This window comes from Streptomyces mashuensis (assembly GCF_014654785.1).
GTDB classification, from domain to species: domain Bacteria; phylum Actinomycetota; class Actinomycetes; order Streptomycetales; family Streptomycetaceae; genus Streptomyces; species Streptomyces mashuensis.
On the sequence record NZ_BNBD01000001.1, the window covers coordinates 1020992 to 1037624 of the forward strand.

General features: G+C 74.3%; 12 protein-coding genes. 4 read left to right on the plus strand and 8 right to left on the minus strand.

The window, feature by feature from the left end:
* Positions 1-40: 40 nt before the first annotated feature.
* Positions 41-1027, plus strand: a complete 987-nt coding sequence (locus tag IE305_RS04250; protein ID WP_190127975.1) for a DUF6397 family protein — start codon at positions 41-43, stop codon at positions 1025-1027.
* A gap of 29 nt (positions 1028-1056) precedes the next feature.
* Here the strand turns inward: IE305_RS04250 and IE305_RS04255 are convergent, their stop codons facing one another.
* A complete protein-coding gene (locus IE305_RS04255; RefSeq protein ID WP_190127976.1) occupies positions 1057-3630 on the minus strand; it encodes a DEAD/DEAH box helicase in 2574 nt (857 codons plus the stop codon).
* 73 nt (positions 3631-3703) lie between these two features.
* On the opposite strand from IE305_RS04255, the gene IE305_RS04260 reads away from it, so the two are divergent.
* Positions 3704-4495, plus strand: coding sequence for a metal-dependent hydrolase (locus tag IE305_RS04260; protein ID WP_190127977.1), 792 nt, complete (start codon positions 3704-3706; stop codon positions 4493-4495).
* Positions 4496-4542: 47 nt separating this feature from the next.
* On the opposite strand, the gene IE305_RS04265 is transcribed toward IE305_RS04260, so the two are convergent.
* Together IE305_RS04265 and IE305_RS04270 are read right to left on the minus strand one after the other, a co-directional pair.
* Positions 4543-6324 (minus strand): ABC transporter ATP-binding protein, encoded by a 1782-nt coding sequence (locus tag IE305_RS04265; RefSeq protein WP_190127978.1) that lies wholly within the window; start codon positions 6322-6324, stop codon positions 4543-4545.
* The gene (locus IE305_RS04270; protein ID WP_190127979.1) at positions 6321-8177 is read right to left on the minus strand and encodes an ABC transporter transmembrane domain-containing protein; all 1857 of its coding nucleotides are present in this window, start codon (positions 8175-8177) and stop codon (positions 6321-6323) included. The genes IE305_RS04265 and IE305_RS04270 overlap by 4 nt, the downstream gene beginning before the upstream one ends.
* 198 nt (positions 8178-8375) lie before the next feature.
* On the opposite strand from IE305_RS04270, the gene IE305_RS04275 reads away from it, so the two are divergent.
* Complete coding sequence (locus IE305_RS04275) at positions 8376-10004, plus strand: peptide-N4-asparagine amidase (RefSeq protein WP_190127980.1); 1629 nt, start codon at positions 8376-8378, stop codon at positions 10002-10004.
* 3 nt (positions 10005-10007) lie between these two features.
* On the opposite strand, the gene IE305_RS04280 is transcribed toward IE305_RS04275, so the two are convergent.
* Positions 10008-10496 carry a MarR family winged helix-turn-helix transcriptional regulator gene (locus IE305_RS04280; protein ID WP_190127981.1) on the minus strand — a complete coding sequence of 163 codons (489 nt, stop codon included), beginning with the start codon at positions 10494-10496 and terminating at the stop codon, positions 10008-10010.
* A gap of 158 nt (positions 10497-10654) precedes the next feature.
* On the opposite strand from IE305_RS04280, the gene IE305_RS04285 reads away from it, so the two are divergent.
* Complete coding sequence (locus IE305_RS04285) at positions 10655-12451, plus strand: ABC transporter ATP-binding protein (protein WP_190127982.1); 1797 nt, start codon at positions 10655-10657, stop codon at positions 12449-12451.
* An 11-nt stretch (positions 12452-12462) separates the two neighbouring features.
* On the opposite strand, the gene IE305_RS04290 is transcribed toward IE305_RS04285, so the two are convergent.
* The 4 genes from IE305_RS04290 to IE305_RS04305 are packed head-to-tail and all read right to left on the minus strand — an operon-like array spanning position 12463 to position 16524.
* Positions 12463-13620, minus strand: a complete 1158-nt coding sequence (locus IE305_RS04290; protein WP_229890510.1) for a CaiB/BaiF CoA transferase family protein — start codon at positions 13618-13620, stop codon at positions 12463-12465.
* Positions 13617-14300 (minus strand): LutC/YkgG family protein, encoded by a 684-nt coding sequence (locus IE305_RS04295; RefSeq protein WP_190127983.1) that lies wholly within the window; start codon positions 14298-14300, stop codon positions 13617-13619. The genes IE305_RS04290 and IE305_RS04295 overlap by 4 nt, the downstream gene beginning before the upstream one ends.
* Positions 14297-15784 carry a lactate utilization protein B gene (locus tag IE305_RS04300; RefSeq protein WP_190127984.1) on the minus strand — a complete coding sequence of 496 codons (1488 nt, stop codon included), beginning with the start codon at positions 15782-15784 and terminating at the stop codon, positions 14297-14299. The genes IE305_RS04295 and IE305_RS04300 overlap by 4 nt, the downstream gene beginning before the upstream one ends.
* A complete protein-coding gene (locus IE305_RS04305) occupies positions 15781-16524 on the minus strand; it encodes a (Fe-S)-binding protein (protein WP_190127985.1) in 744 nt (247 codons plus the stop codon). Before IE305_RS04305 ends, IE305_RS04300 begins: the two co-directional genes overlap by 4 nt.
* Positions 16525-16633 lie beyond the last annotated feature (109 nt).

Consider the following 16633-nt stretch of genomic DNA (forward strand, 5'->3'; position numbering starts at 1 on the left):
CGTCGCGGACCGTGAGGAAGCCGAGCGGGAGGGGATCGTCATGACGGTTCGTCAGAAGATGGTGGGCGAGGCCGGGGAGCGGCAGTGGGCCGGCTCCGTCGCGGAGTTCGGGGTGCCGTACGCACGGGCCGCCCGGGAGCTGGAGCTCAAGCCCCGGGAGCTGCTGCTGGCGGTGCAGCTGGGGGAGGTGCGGACCGTCGCCGACGGCCCCGGCGGCCGGCGCCGGGTGCCGCGGGAGGAGGTCGGGCGCCACCGCGCGCAGGAGGGCTTCCCGGACGCCCTGCGCACCCGGCTCCGGACGGTGGGCACGGCCGAGGGCGCCGAGCTGCTCGGCATCAGCCGGGACCGCTTCGCCCGCCTGGCGCGGGGCGGCTGCTTCGCGCCGGTGAACTTCTACGTCAACCGGTACCGGGCCGTCGTCTGGCGGTATCTGGCTTCGGAGCTCGTGGAGTTCGCGGAGCAGAACCCGGAGATGCTCAGGGGGCCGGCGCCCGCCCTGCTGCGTGCCGCGCTGGAGAAGCACCCCGACCGCCGCGCCCGGGGGTGGCGGGCCCGGCGCCTGGCGCAGCTCACGGCCCAGGCCGTGGACCCGTGGGAGTGCGCCGCCGTGCCGGCCGCCGTTCTCGGGCCCGAGGACCTGGCGCAAGCGGTGCCGGACCCGGTGGAGCGGGCCCGGCTCAGGGCGCTCCGGCCGCTGCTCGTCGACCCCCGGCCCGCCGGGACGGCCGTGGGCGAGGTGGTGGAGGAGCTGGTCACGGCCACCGACCGGGACGAGGCCGAGTGGTACCGGTACTGCCTGGCGCTGGCGCTCGACCGGGTGCGGGAGGAGCTGCCGCTCACGGCGCCCTGGCCGGGCCCGGGGGTTCCGGGCCCGGGCGTTCCGGACGCGGGCGTTCCGGCGTGGGCCGGGGCGGGTGCGCGGGTACCCGGGGTGCGGGTGCGGGCGGCGGCCGGCCCCGGTGCCGGTGCGGGGGCGGAGGGGGCGCGGTGGCGCCGGTGGTGGCCGTGGGCCGGCCGGGCGCGGTGAGGCGCCCGGCCGGCGCGGGCCGGGACCGCCTAGAGCTGGCCGACGTCCGTCACGCGGACCACCGCGCGGCCCTCCTCGTCGGACGCCGTGAGGTCGACCTCGGCCGAGATGCCCCAGTCGTGGTCGCCCTTGGGGTCGGCGAAGGTCTGCCGGACCCGCCACAGGCCGTCCTGCGGCAGCTCCTCGATCCGCAGCAGCTTGGGGCCGCGCGCGTCGGGGCCGGTGCCCAGCTCCTCGTACTCGTCCCAGTACGCGTCCATCGCCTCGGCCCAGCGGTCCGCGTCCCAGCCGGACTCGGCGTCCATCTCGCCCAGCTCGTCGACCTTGTCGAGCGCCGCCAGCTCCACCCGGCGGAACAGGGCGTTGCGCACCAGGACGCGGAAGGCACGGGCGTTGGAGGTGACCGGCTTGACCTGGTCGGCCCGCTCCTGCGCCTCCTCCGCGGACTCCTCAGCCGGGTTGGCCAGCTGCTCCCACTCGTCGAGCAGGCTGGAGTCCACCTGGCGGACCATCTCGCCGAGCCAGGCGATGAGGTCCTGCAGGTCGTCGGACTTCAGGTCGTCCGGGACGGTGTGGTCCAGCGCCTTGTACGCGCTCGCCAGGTAGCGCAGCACGATGCCCTCGGTACGGGCCAGGTCGTAGAAGGAGATGAACTCGGTGAAGGTCATGGCCCGCTCGTACATGTCGCGGATGACCGACTTGGGGGAGACCGGATGATCGCCGACCCACGGGTGGCTCTTGCGGTAGACGGAGTAGGCGTGCGTCAGCAGCTCCTCCAGCGGCTTGGGGTAGCCGACGTCCATCAGCCGCTCCATGCGCTCCTCGTACTCCACCCCCTCCGCCTTCATGGCCGCGACGGCCTCGCCGCGCGCCTTGTTCTGCTGGGCGGCGAGGATCTGCCGCGGGTCGTCCAGCGTCGACTCCACGACGGAGACCATGTCCAGCGCGTAGGACGGCGACTCGGGGTCCAGGAGCTCGAAGGCGGCCAGCGCGAACGTCGACAGCGGCTGGGTGAGCGCGAAGTCGGCCTGGAGGTCGACGGTCAGCCGGACGATCCGGCCCTCGGCGTCGGGCTCGTCCAGCCGCTCGACCACGCCGCCGTCCAGCAGCGAGCGGTAGATGGCGATGGCCCGGCGGATGTGCCGCAGCTGGTTCCGGCGCGGCTCGTGGTTGTCCTCCAGGAGCCGGCGCATCGCCTCGAAGGCGTTGCCGGGCCGGGCGATGACCGACAGCAGCATCGCGTGCGTGACGCGGAAGCGGGAGGTGAGCGGCTCGGGCTCGGAGGCGATGAGCTTCTCGAAGGTGTTCTCCGTCCAGTTGACGAAGCCCTCGGGCGCCTTCTTGCGGACCACCTTGCGGCGCTTCTTCGGGTCGTCGCCCGCCTTCGCCAGGGCGCGCTCGTTCTCGACCACGTGGTCGGGCGCCTGGGCCACCACGAAGCCCGCGGTGTCGAAGCCGGCGCGCCCGGCGCGGCCCGCGATCTGGTGGAACTCCCGGGCGCGCAGGGTCCGCACCCGCTGCCCGTCGTACTTGGTCAGCGCCGTGAACAGAACGGTGCGGATCGGGACGTTCACCCCCACGCCGAGGGTGTCGGTGCCACAGATCACCTTCAGCAGGCCCGCCTGCGCCAGCCGCTCCACGAGCCGCCGGTACTTCGGCAGCATGCCGGCGTGGTGCACGCCGATGCCGTGCCGGACGTAGCGCGAGAGGTTCCGGCCGAACTTGGTGGTGAAGCGGAAGTTGCCGATGAGCTTGGCGATCTCCTCCTTCTCCTCGCGCGAGCACATGTTGATGCTCATCAGCGCCTGCGCCCGCTCCACGGCGGCGGCCTGGGTGAAGTGGACGATGTACACCGGCGCCTGCTTCGTCTGGAGCAGCTCCGTCAGCGTCTCGGTCAGCGGCGTCGTGCGGTACTCGTACGACAGCGGCACCGGCCGGGTGGCCGAGCGGACCACGGCCGTAGGGCGGCCGGTGCGCCGCGTCAGGTCCTCCTGGAAACGCGAGACGTCACCGAGCGTGGCCGACATCAGCACGAACTGCGCCTGCGGCAGCTCCAGCAGCGGGATCTGCCAGGCCCAGCCGCGGTCCGGCTCGGCGTAGAAGTGGAACTCGTCCATCACGACCTGCCCCACGTCGGCGTCCTTGCCGTCGCGCAGCGCGATGGAGGCCAGCACCTCGGCCGTGCAGCAGATGATGGGGGCGTCGGCGTTGACGGACGCGTCGCCGGTGAGCATGCCCACGTTCTCGGTGCCGAAGATCTTGCACAGGTCGAAGAACTTCTCCGACACCAGCGCCTTGATGGGCGCCGTGTAGAAGGTGACCTGGTCGTGGGCGAGGGCGGTGAAGTGCGCACCGGCCGCCACCAGGCTCTTGCCGGAGCCGGTCGGTGTGGAAAGGATCACGTTCGCCCCGGAGACCACTTCGATCAGCGCCTCCTCCTGGGCGGGGTACAGCGTGATGCCCCGCTCCTGGGCCCAGGTCGAGAACGCTTCGAAGAGGGCGTCGGGGTCGGCATGGCTCGGCATCTGATCGATAAGGGTCACACCCCCATACTGCCTGGCCCCGGGCCGGATCAGGGAACCGGCCGGTCGGACGAAGATCATCCGGGGATTACGCTGAGTCGCCGACGTGGCGTCAGGAAGAAGGGGCGCCGCCTGGCGAAGAGGTGGAACGACCATGATGGGACCGGCACACTCGCTGTCCGGGGCGGCGGCCTGGCTGGGAGCGGGCGCGATCGCGGCCTGGGCCGGGGAGCCGATGCCGTGGCCGGTGCTCGTGGTGGGCGCGCTGATCTGCGCCGGCGCCGCGCTCGCCCCGGACCTCGACCACAAGTCGGCGACGATATCGCGGGCGTTCGGCCCCATATCCCGGCTGCTGTGCGGCGTCGTGGACGCGCTCTCGCACGCCGTCTACCAGGCCACGCGCACCAAGGCCGACCCGCGCCGCAACGGCGGCCACCGCACCCTGACGCACACGGCGCTGTGGGCGGTGCTGATCGGCGCGGGCGCCTCGGCGCTGGCCGCCACCGGCGACCGGTGGGCCGTGCTGGGCGTCCTCTTCGTCCACCTCGTCCTGGCTGTCGAGGGACTGCTGTGGCGGGCGGCCCGCACCTCGAGCGACATCCTGGTGTGGCTGCTGGGCGCGGCCGGCGCCTGGATCCTGGCCGGGGTCCTGGACCAGCCCGGCAACGGCTCCCACTGGCTGTTCCCCGGGGAGGGCCAGGAGTACCTGTGGCTGGGCCTGCCCATCGTGCTGGGCGCCCTGGTGCACGACCTGGGCGACGCGCTGACCGTCTCCGGCTGCCCCATCCTGTGGCCGCTGCCGATCGCCCGCAAGCGCTGGTACCCGGTCGGCCCGCCCAAGGTCATGCGGTTCCGCGCCGGCAGCTGGGTCGAGGTGAAGGTGCTCACCCCCGCCTTCCTGGTACTGGGCGGCGCCGGCGGGCTGGTGGCCCTCGACCTGGTCTGACCCCCGGCACCGCCCCCGGCCCGGGCCCGCTGCTCCGACGACAGGGCCTAGCGGTGCCAGGAGCGCCACAGCGCGGCGTACGCGCCGCCCGCCGCGACCAGCTCGTCGTGGCTGCCCATCTCGCTGATCCGGCCGTCCTCCGCCACCACGATCAGGTCGGCGTCGTGCGCGGTGTGCAGCCGGTGGGCGATCGCCACCACCGTGCGGCCCTCCAGGACGGTGGCCAGGGACCGCTCCAGGTGCCGGGCCGCACGCGGGTCCAGCAGCGAGGTCGCCTCGTCGAGGACCAGGGTGTGCGGGTCGGCCAGGACCAGGCGGGCCAGCGCGACCTGCTGTGCCTGCGCCGGCGTGAGGGCCGCGCCGCCCGAGCCGACCTCGGTGTCCAGGCCCTCGGCCAGCGCCCGGGCCCAGTCCTCGGCGTCCACGGCCCGCAGGGCCGCCCACAGCTCGCCGTCCCCGGCCGCGGGCCGGGCCAGCAGCAGGTTGTCGCGCAGGGACCCCACGAAGACGTGGTGCTCCTGGTTGACCAGGGCCACGTGCCGGCGCACGTCCTCGGCCGGCATCCGGGCGAGCTCCGCGCCGCCCAGCGTGACCGCTCCGGACCGCGGCCCGTAGATGCCGGCCAGCAGCCGGCCCAGCGTCGACTTCCCGGCGCCCGACGGGCCGACCAGCGCGACACGGGTGCCCGGCGGGACGTCCAGCGTCACCCCGTGCAGCACGTCGCTGCCGGCGCGGTAGCCGAAGCGGACGTCCTCGGCCCGCAGCGCGCGGCCGTCCGGGCGCACCGCCCCGTCGCCGTCCTCGGTGCCGATCTCGTGCACGCCCACCAGCCGGGCCAGCGACACCTGGGCGGTCTGCAGCTCGTCGTACCAGCGCAGGATGATGCCGACCGGCTCGCTCAGCATCTGCGCCAGCAGGGCGCCGGTGGTGAGCTCGCCGACGGTCATCCAGCCGCGCAGGACGCACGCGCCGCCGATGAGCAGCACGGCCGTCAGCAGCAGCACGTGCACCATGTTCACCACGGGGAAGAGCACCGAGCGCAGCCAGAGCGTGTAGCGCTCCCAGGCGGTCCACTGGGCGACGCGGCGGTCGGACAGCTCGACCCGGTGGGCGCCCAGGCGGTGGGCCTCCACGGTGCGGCCGGCGTCCACGGTCTCCGCGAGCGCCGCGGCCACCGCGGCGTACCCGGCCGCCTCGGACCGGTAGGCGCTCGGGGCGCGCCGGAAGTACCAGCGGCAGCCGACGGCCAGCACCGGGAAGGCGACCAGCAGCGACAGCGCCAGCGGCGGCGCGGTCAGCGTCAGCCCGCCCAGCAGCAGCCCCGCCCACACCAGGCCGATCGTCAGCTCGGGCACGGCCTCCCGCATGGCCTCGGACAGCCGGTCGACGTCGGTGGTGATACGGGACAGCAGGTCACCGGTGCCCGCGCGCTCCAGCACCCCCGGCGGCAGCGCCACGGACCGGACGAGGAAGTCCTCGCGCAGGTCGGCCAGCATCCGCTCGCCGAGCACCGCACCGCGCAGCCGCACCATCCGCGTGAACAGCGTCTGCACGGCCAGGGCCACCGCGAACAGCGAGACGGCGCGGCCGAGGTGGAGGTCGCCGGAGCCCTCCGACAGCTCCTCCACCAGGCCGCCCAGCAGGTAGGGCCCGACCATCGAGGCCACCACGGCCACCGCGTTGCACACCACCAGCAGCACGAAGGCGCGCCGGTGGCGGCGCAGCAGGCCGCGTACGTAGCCGCGGACCGTGGCCGGCCCGGCGACCGGCAGGATGGCCGCCGCCTCCGGGGCCGCCGGGTCGTGTTCCGGTGGCGCTACGCCGATCATGCCGATTCCTCCATCCGTTCGCGTCCATCCCGGTCGCCCGACGCCGCGCCGATCGCGCCGGCTTTCAGGGCGTCCCCTTCCCTCTGCCCGTCCGTATCCGAGTCGCGGGTGACGACCGCGCGGTACGCGGGCTCCGAGGCGACCAGCTCCGCGTGCGTGCCCGTCGCGGCCGCCTTGCCGTCACGGACGAACACGACCCGGTCCGCGCGGTCCAGCACCAGCGGGCTGGAGGAGAACACCACGGTCGTGCGGCCGGCGCGCAGCGCCCGGACGCCCTCGGCCACCCGGGCCTCGGTGTGGGCGTCCACGGCCGAGGTCGGTTCGTCCAGCACCAGTACCCCGGGGTCGGTGAGCAGCGAGCGGGCCAGGGCCAGCCGCTGCCGCTGGCCGCCCGACAGCGACCGGCCGCGCTCGGTGATCCGGGCCCGGAAGGCGTCCCCGTCCGCCTCCGGCGAGTGGCGCACCAGAGAGGCGAGCACGTCCTCGCACTGGGCGGCGGCCAGCGCCGCCTCCGCCGTCACCGCGCCCGAACACGGGACGTCCAGCAGCTCGGAGAGCGTGCCCGACAGCAGCACCGGCTCCTTGTCCTGCACCAGCACCGCCTCCCGCGCCGCCGCCAGCGCCGCCGCCAGCGGCAGCTCGTCCAGGGCGGTGCCGCCCAGCAGCACCGAGGGTTCCCCCTCGGCGGCCCGGCCCGGGGCGTGGCCGCCGAGCCGGTCGGCCAGCCGGCCGGCGGCGTCGGGGTCGCCGCACACCACCGCGGTCAGCCGGCCGGCCGGTGCGGTCAGGCCGGAGACCGGGTCGTACAGGTCGCCGCGGAGCCCGCCCGCGGGCGCCGGGCAGCCCTCCGGGCCGCTGGTCCGCTCCAGGGCCAGCACCCGGGCTGCCCGGCGCGCCGACGGCCGGGAGAACGCGAAGGCCTGTGCCAGCTCCTCGAACTGCCGCAGCGGGAACAGCAGGAAGGTGATCACGCCGTAGACGGTGACCAGTTCCCCCACGCCGATGCGGCCGTCGCGGGCCAGCGCCACGCCGTACCAGACGACCGCGATGAGGAGCAGCCCCGGCAGCAGCACCTGCACCGCGGCGATCAGCGCCCACATCCGGGCGCTGTGCACGGCCGCCCGCCGCACCTCCTGGGAGGCCCGGCGGTAGCGGTCCAGGAACAGCTCCTCGCCGCCGATGCCGCGCAGCACCCGCAGCCCGGCCACCGTGTCCGCCGCCAGCTCCGTGGCGTGGCCCGCCTTGTCGCGCTGCTCGTCGGCCCGGCGCGTGGCCGGCGGCAGCAACGGCAGGACGGCCAGGGCCAGGACGGGTACGCCGGCGGCGACGACGAGGCCGAGCGCCGGCTCGTAGACCACCAGCCCCACGCACACCACCACCGTGGTCAGGGCGGCGGCGAGGAAGCGGGAGACACCCTCCACGAACCAGCCGATCTTCTCCACGTCACCGGTCGAGACCGCCACCACCTCACCGGCGGCGATGCGCCGGGTCAGCGTGGCGCCCAGCTCGGCGGTCTTGCGGGCGAGGAGCTGCTGCACCCGTGCGGCGGCCGTGATCCAGTTGGTGACGCTCGCCCGGTGCAGCATGGCGTCGCCCAGCGCGGTCAGCGCGCCGAGCAGCAGCAACAGCCCCGTGGCCAGGGCCAGCCGGGCGCCGGAGCGGTCCACCACGGACTGCACGGCGAGGCCCACGGCCAGCGGGAACGCGGCGGTGCACGCCATGTGCAGGGTGCCCCACAGCATCGCGGCGAGCTGGCCGCCCAGTTGTTCGCGGCCCAGCCAGAGAAGGAAGCGGGAGCCCGACCGTACGTCGGGTCGGCCGGGGTCGGGGAACGGAAGATCGCGGATTCGCATGGCATCCCGGTTCTGCGGCAGCGGAGGGGAGCGGCTCCCCGGTAGCCGTGCAAGGCTGCAATGCGGACCTCGCTATTTTCAACCGGTTTTTGCCGCAAAGGGGTTGAAGGCGCAGGTGCAGGCGAAAGTGAACGCCGAGGTGAACGCGGCCGGAGGCGTACTGGTGTACGGGCGGAGGAGGCGCTTCACTCCTGGCCCATGAGACGACTGTTCCTCGCCCTGTGCGCCGCCACCGCGGCCCTGGCGCTGGGGTCCGCACCGGCCCTGGCCCGGCCCGCAGACCAGCCGCCCACCGAGTTCGGCACGGACTGGCACGACCCGGTCACCGCCGCCCCGCCGGTGGAGCGGCCCGCCACACCCTCCTGCGAAGTGACCGTCGCGCAGACCGAGTTCCGCGACTACACGCCCTACCGCGGCCAGTACGCCCCGCCCGCCCGCTGCGGCGACCGCTGGAGCAAGGTGGTGCTGCGCCTGGACGGCGCCGTGGCCGGCCGGCAGTACGACCGCCTGGGCTACCTCCGCATCGGCGGCGTGGAGGTGCTGCGCACCTCCACGCCCGAGCCGTCCCCCCAGGGCATCACCTGGACCGTCGAGAAGGACGTCACCCGCTACGCCGCAGCGCTGCGCACCGCGCAGCCCGTGGAGATGCTCATCGGCAACACCGTCAACGAGACCTACACCGGCGTCATCAAGGTCAAGGCGACGCTCACGTTCTACACGGCCTCCGGCGCGGTCCCGCCGGCCCGCACCCCCGACAAGGTGCTCACCCTCCAGGGCGCCCAGGAGGGCGGCCCGGTGTACGAGGGCAGCGTGACCACGCCGCGCAACAGCGAGCGGATCGTCGCCGAGGTGTACGCCACCGGATCGGGCGGCGGCTGCGAGGAGTTCTGGTACCTGGCCGTGCCGGACGCGGCCCCGTACTCGTGCAAGGCGAAGGACGGCCCGCACCGCGAGGTGCGCATCGCCGTGGACGGGAAGCCGGCCGGGATTGCCGCGCCGTTCCCGGCCGTGTGGACCGGTGGCTGGTCCAACCCGTTCCTCTGGTACGTCATCCCCGGGCCGCGCGCCTTCGACGTGCGGCCGGTGGAGTACGACCTCACGCCGTTCGCGGGCCTGCTCAACGACGGGCGCCCGCACCGCATCACCGTGTCGGTGGCCGGCGTGCCCGAGGGGCAGGCGGGCTGGTCCACGCCCACCAACGTCCTGGTCTGGCAGGACCCCGGCAAGCAGCACGTCACCGGCGGCCTCCTCGCGCACCGCGAGGGCACCCCGGCGTCCCGGGCCGCGTACGAGCCCCGGGACGGGCACACCGTGCGGGCCGAGGGCGGTCACGCCCTGACGGTCTCCGGGTACACCGACACCTCGCACGGCCGCGTCGTGACCACCGTCAGCCGCAACGTCACCGCGTCCTCCACCCACCACTGGACCGACGGCGAGACCACCGACGGCCTGAAGGCCCGCTGGAACGACGACGAGACGGTCACCACGCTCCCCGGCCACGGGCCGGCGTCCGTCACCACCGCCCACCGCGTCTACACCATGGACGGCGAGACGTCCGTCGACACCGCCGGCCGGCTCCGCACGGTCATGGCCATGGGCGACCGGGCGGACGGCGTCAGCCTGCGGGCCGGTGAGCGCACCGGCTGGTACCGGACGGACGACCGCTACACCGGCGACGCCGCGTACACCATGAACGTGCCCCGCGAGCAGCGGCACGCGGTCGGCGTCTCCCGGGAGCGCTACCGCGTCCAGGGCCCCGGCCTCTGCTACGACCGCACGCTGGCCACCGCCCAGGGCGAACTGACGGAGGACCGGCGGGGCTGCTGAGCCTCAGTCCCGGCCGGCACCCCGGTCGGCACCCCGGCCGCCGGACCGGTCGGCGGGGGACCCGGTGGGGGCGAGCAGCGTGGTCAGCAGGCCCTCCAGGACGTCGCGCTGATCCCCGCTGAGCGGGGCGAGGATGTCCTCGACCGCCGCCCGCCGGGCCTCCCGCAGGGTCCGCAGCGTGGCCCGGCCCTCGTCGGTGATCTCTATCCGGGTGACCCGGCGGTTCGACGGGTCGGGCACGCGCCGTACGGCGCCGCTCGCCTCCAGCGCGTCGACGAGGGTGGTGACCGCCCGGGGGACCACTTCCAGGTGCTGCGCCAGGTCCGCCATCCGGGGCGGGGTCTCGTAGTGCGCGACGGTCCGCAGCAGGCGGGACTGGGCGGGCGTGATGCCCACCGGGTCCAGATAGTGCTTCTGCGCGCGGTGGAGCCTGCGGGTGAGCCGCAGCAGCTGCTCGGCGAGCTGCCCGGAGGACGAGTCGGGGGCGGTCATGATCGTCATCTTATCAGGACCTTGTGCACTGTGAATATAGGTAACAATGAGCTATGCTCTCTTCAGCGTCGTCTTCAGGACGTCATCCCGGCGTCACCGAAGCGTGTCCGGAGCCGGCCGAGCCCCCGCTCGGCCTCGCCACCTCGCTGAAGGAGCCCATGCCTCACGACGAACCGAACTGGACCCCGCCACCCCTGGACCCGGATCAGCCCGCACAGGTGGGGCGCATCCTCCGTCTCTTCCGCCCCTACCGCGGCCGGCTCGCCCTCGTCGGGCTGCTGGTGGCCGCCTCCTCCCTCGTCTCCGTCGCCTCGCCGTTCCTGCTCCGCGAGATCCTCGACGTCGCCATCCCGCACGGCCGTACCGGCCTGCTGACCCTGCTGGCCCTCGGCATGATCCTCGCCGCCGTCGTCAACAGCGTCTTCGGCGTCCTCCAGACCCTGATCTCCACCACCGTCGGCCAGCGCGTCATGCACGACCTGCGCACCGCCGTGTACTCCCGGCTGCAGAGCATGCCGCTGGCCTTCTTCACCCGCACCCGCACCGGTGAGGTCCAGTCCCGCATCGCCAACGACATCGGCGGCATGCAGGCCACCGTCACCTCCACCGCCACCTCGCTGGTCTCCAACCTCACCAGCGTCATCGCCACCGTCGTGGCCATGATCGCCCTCGACTGGCGGCTCACCCTGGTCTCGCTGCTCCTGCTGCCCGTGTTCGCGCACATCAGCCGGCACGTGGGCGACGAACGAAGAAGGATCACCGCCAAGCGGCAGACGCAGATGGCCGCCATGGCCGCCATGGTCACCGAGTCGCTCTCCGTCAGCGGCATCCTCCTCGGCCGCACCATGGGCCGCTCCGACTCCCTCACGCACGCCTTCGCCGCCGAGTCCGAGCGCCTGGTCGACCTGGAGGTGCGGACCAACATGGCCGGGCGCTGGCGGATGTCCACCATCGGCATCGTCATGGCCGCCATGCCCGCCCTGATCTACTGGGCCGCCGGCATCGCGCTGCGCACGGGCGGCCCCGGCATCTCGCTGGGCACCCTCGTCGCCTTCGTCTCGCTCCAGCAGAACCTCTTCCGCCCCACGGTCAGCCTGCTCTCCACCGGCGTGCAGATGCAGACCTCCATCGCCCTGTTCCAGCGCATCTTCGAATACCTGGACATGCCGTCGGACATCACCGAGCCCGCCAACCCCGTGCGGCTGCGGAAGATCGGCGGCGAGGTGCGCTTCGAGGACGTCACCTTCTCCTACGACGGCACGAGCACCGCGCTCACCGGCATCGACCTCACCGTCCCCGCCGGCACCAGCCTCGCGGTCGTCGGGCCCACCGGCTCCGGCAAGAGCACCCTCGGCGCCCTCGTGCCCCGCCTCTACGACGTCACCGGCGGCCGGGTCCTCATCGACGGCACCGACGTCCGCGACCTGGACTTCGACAGCCTCGCCCGCGCGGTCGGCGTGGTCTCCCAGGAGACCTACCTCTTCCACGCCTCCGTCGCCGACAACCTCCGCTTCGCCAAGCCCGACGCCACCGACGAGGAGCTCCGGGCGGCAGCCGAGGCAGCCCAGATCCACGAGTACATAGCGGCCCTGCCCGACGGCTACGACACCCTGGTCGGCGAGCGCGGCTACCGCTTCTCCGGCGGCGAGAAACAGCGCCTGGCCATCGCCCGGACGATCCTGCGCGATCCGCCGGTGCTCATCCTCGATGAGGCCACCAGCGCCCTGGACACCCACACCGAGCACGCGGTGCAGCAGGCCATCGACGCCCTCACCGCCGGACGCACCACCATCACCATCGCCCACCGGCTCTCCACCGTCCGCCACGCCGACCAGATCGTCGTGCTCGACCACGGGCGGATCGCCGAGCGCGGCACCCACGAGGAACTGATCGACGGCGACGGCCTCTACGCCGCCCTCGTCCGGCGCGACACCCACCTCACGGCCAAGGTCTGACCCGACCGCTCCTACGTCCCGGCGGCGAACTCCGCCCGGACGGCCGCCGTGTGCTCGCCCAGCGCCGGCACCGCGCCCATCGCCGCCTCACGCCCGGCCACCTCCACCGGCGGCAGCAACCCCTGCAGAGGCCCGGCGGGAGAGGCGAACTCCCGGTGCCGGCCCCGCGCCACCAGCTGCGGATGACGGCTGAACTCCGCCACCGTGCGCAACCGCGCATTGGCGATCCCCACCGCGTCCAGCAGGACGCACAGGCCGTCCGCCGTGTGCCCCGCGAAGCACCCCTCCAGCACGGCCGTCAGCTCCTCGTCGTGCGCGTGCCGCAGCGGGTTGTCGGCGAACCGATCGTCCCGCACCAGCTCCGGGCGGCGCAGGACCCGTTCGCACAGCGCCACCCACTCCCGGTCGCTCTGCACGCCGAGGAACACCCGCGCCCCGTCGCCGCACCGGTACGGCCCGTACGGCGCGATCGACGGGTGCCGCGCGCCACTGCGGGGCAGGGGCTCGCCGCCGTACGCCTCGGCGAAGTACGGGTGCCCCATCCACTCCGCCAGCGCGTCGAACAGCGAGACGGACAGGGCACTGCCCCGGCCGGTGCGTTCCCGCTCGTACAGCGCGGTGAGGATGCCCGAGAAGGCGTACATGCCGCCGGCTATGTCGGCGACGGATATCCCCGGGCGCGCCACCTCCTCCGGGCTGCCGGTGAGGGAGACCAGCCCCGCCTCGCACTGCACCAGCAGGTCGTACGCCTTCTTTTCGCGGTAGGGGCCGTCCGGGCCGTAGCCGGAGAGGTCGCAGGTGATCAGCCGGGGGTCGCGGGCCCGCAGCGCCTCGGCACCGAAGCCCAGGCGGGCGGCGGCGCCCGGGGCGAGGTTCTGCACGAACACGTCGGCGCGGGCCGTGATCCGGTGCAGCAGCGCCCGGTCCTCCGCGTCCTTCAGGTCCAGGACCACGCTCTCCTTGCCGCGGTTGACCCACACGAAGTAGGCGGAGAGCCCCTTGGCGCGGCGGTCGTAGTCGCGGGCGAAGTCACCGCCCCCGGGCCGCTCGACCTTGATGACGCGGGCTCCCAGGTCCGCCAGCTGCCGGGTGGCGAACGGCACGGCCACGGCCTGTTCGAGGGCGACCACCGTCACGCCCGACAGGGGCAGCAGCACGTCCCCGCTCACGGTGCCGCCTCGTCCAGGAGGACCACCTCCAGGGTCCGGGGCCCGTGCACGCCCTCCACGCGGTCGAGTTCGATGTCGCTGGTCGCCGAGGGCCCCGAGATCCAGGTCAGGGGCCGCAGCGGGTCCAGCCGCCCCAGTGCCTGCGGCACCGAGTCCACGACCTGGGACGGCACCCGCACGACGCAGACGTGGTGGTCGGGCACCAGCGTGATGCGCCGCCGCCCCTGCCCCGGGCCGCCGTCCAGCACCAGCGTGCCGGTCTCGGCGACGGCCAGCGCACAGCCGGTCACCACGCTGTCCACCCGGTCGAGCTCCCCGGTGGTCAACCCGGGCGTGTCGGGCACCATCTCGACACCCGCGCCCGCCCCCACGCCGGCCAGCCACTCCGGCGGCACCCCGGCCGGGACGACCACCCGGCGCGCCCCGCGCCGCCGCAGCAGCCCCGTGAGCAGCTCCGGCAGCTCCGCGGCGCCGGCGCGGTGCACGGTGGCGCGGTAGTCCTCCAGGTGCGCGGCCAGCAGCGCGACGCGCTCGGCAGCGGTCCGTTCGCCGTGCGTCAGGGCGTAAGCGCGCGGCACCGGATGGTCGCCGGGCCGCTCGTGGCGTGGCACGTCCGCCAGCGCCCGCCGGATGCGGGCCAGCACGCGCTCGCGCGCCGGGTCGTGGGGGCGGCCGGTCACGCCGTCCCTCCCCGGCCGGCGCCGTCCCCGCGCGTGCGGGCCCACCAGTCCCGGAACGACTCCTCCGGCACGGGCGGCAGATCCCGCGCCGCCGACCAGGCACGGCCCGGTCCGGGCAGCCGCCGCGGGTGGAGGCCGCGGGTCCGGTACAGCAGGCGCTGGGCGCGCCGCAGCGCCGCCGGGTGGTCGAGCACCAGCCCGGCCGCGCGGGCCGCGGCGCCCTCCAGGGCCCGCCGCCGGGCCGGCCGTACGACCGTCCGTACGCCGCGCACCGTGGCCTCGCCGCCCTCCACGACACGTTCGCGCAGGTGCAGCAGCACCTCCGGGATGTCGATGGCGACGGGGCAGACCTCGTAGCAGGCGCCGCACAGCGAGGAGGCGAAGGGCAGCGACTGCTCCAGCGGCGAGGCCGTGCCCCGCAGCTGCGGCGTGAGGACCGCACCGATCGGCCCCGGGTAGGGCGAGCCGTAGGCGTGGCCGCCGGCCCGCTCGTAGACGGGGCACACGTTGAGACAGGCGGAACAGCGGATGCAGCGCAGCGTCTGCCGGCCGGTGACGTCGGCCAGGGCGTCGCTGCGGCCGTTGTCGAGGAGGACGAGGTGGAAGGCGGACGGCCCGTCACCGTCGGTGGTGCCGGTCCACATCGTCGTGTAGGGGTTCATGCGTTCGGCGGTGGAGGAGCGCGGCAGCAGCTGGAGGAAGACCTCGAGGTCGCGCCAGGCCGGCACGGTCTTCTCGATGCCGACCACGGAGATCAGCGTCTCGGGCAGGGTCAGGCACATGCGCCCGTTGCCCTCGGACTCCACGACGACCAGCGTCCCGGTCTCGGCCACCATGAAGTTGGCACCGGACACGGCCACCTTGGCGCGCAGGAACTTCTCCCGCAGGTGCAGCCGCGCCGCCTCCGCCAGCTCGGCCGGGCGGTCCGTGAGCCCCTCGGGTGCGGGCCGCCCCCAGGCGCCCATGCGGTCCCGGAACAGCTCCCGGATCTCCGCACGGTTGCGGTGGATCGCCGGCACCAGCAGGTGGGAGGGCAGGTCGTCGCCGAGCTGCACCACGAGTTCGGCGAGGTCCGTCTCGTACGCGCGGATGCCCGCCTCCTCCAGTGCGGCGTTCAGCCCCGTCTCCTGCGTCGTCATCGACTTGACCTTGACCACCTCCCGCTCGCCGGTGTCCCGCACCAGCCGGGTGACGATCCGGTTCGCCTCGTCGGCGTCGGCGGCCCAGTGGACGGTGCCGCCGGCCCGGGTGACGTTCTCCTCCAGGCGCAGCAGGTAGTGGTCGAGGTGGCGCAGCGTCCGGTCCTTGATTGCCGCGGCGGCGGTGCGCAGCTGCGCCCAGTCCGCCAGTTCGGCCACCGCGGCGGCCCGGCGGTCGCGGATCGTGTGGGTGGCGCGGCGCAGGTTGGCGCGCAGCACGGCGTCGTCCACGGCGCGTGCGGCGGCGCGCGGGAAGGCGGGCATGCCCACGTACGTACGGCTCACGCCCCGCTCCCGTCCCTCGACGCCAGGATCTCGGCGAGGTGCAACGGGCGGACGCGCGAACCGCGGCGGGCGAGGATGCCGCCGAGGTGCGCGAGGCAGGAGTTGTCGACGGCGCACACCACGTCGGCGCCGGTCGCCACCAGGGCGCGTGCCTTGTCGGTGCCCATGGCGGCCGAGACGGCGGCGTTCTTCACGGCGAAGGTGCCGCCGAAGCCGCAGCACTCCTGGGCGCCGGCCGGTTCGCGCAGGCGCAGCCCGTCGACCTGCTCCAGCAGCCGCCGGGGCCGGTCGCCCAGGCCCAGCGCCCGCAGGCCGTGACAGGTGGGGTGGTAGGCGACGGTGCGGGGAAAGCGCGCGCCGACGTCGGTGACGCCCAGCACGTCGACGAGGAACTCGGTCAGCTCCCGCGTCCGGGCCGCCACCTCCGCCACCGCCGCGGCGAGCGCCCCGCCGTCCCCGGCCCGCGCGGCGATGCGCGGGTACTGCTCCCGCACCATGGCGGCGCAGGACGCGGAGGGTGTGACCACGTGGTCGTAGCCGGCGAACACCTCGGTGTAGCGGCGCACCAGCGGCTCGGTGGGGCGGCGGTGACCGGAGTTGAAGAGCGGCTGCCCGCAGCAGCTCTGCGCGGCGGGGAACTCCACCCGCACCCCCAGCCGTTCCAGCAGCGTGACGACGGCACGCCCGGTGGCGGGGTAGAGCGTGTCGTTGACGCAGGTGACGAAGAGGGCGACGCGCACGGACGGGCACCTCCTCACGGCCGGGAGCGGACGGTGATCGTCCGGTGGTTCCGGTGGCTCATCCTGCCGCAGCGGCGCGGGGGTTGTGAAGAGCGAGCGGCCAGGGGCG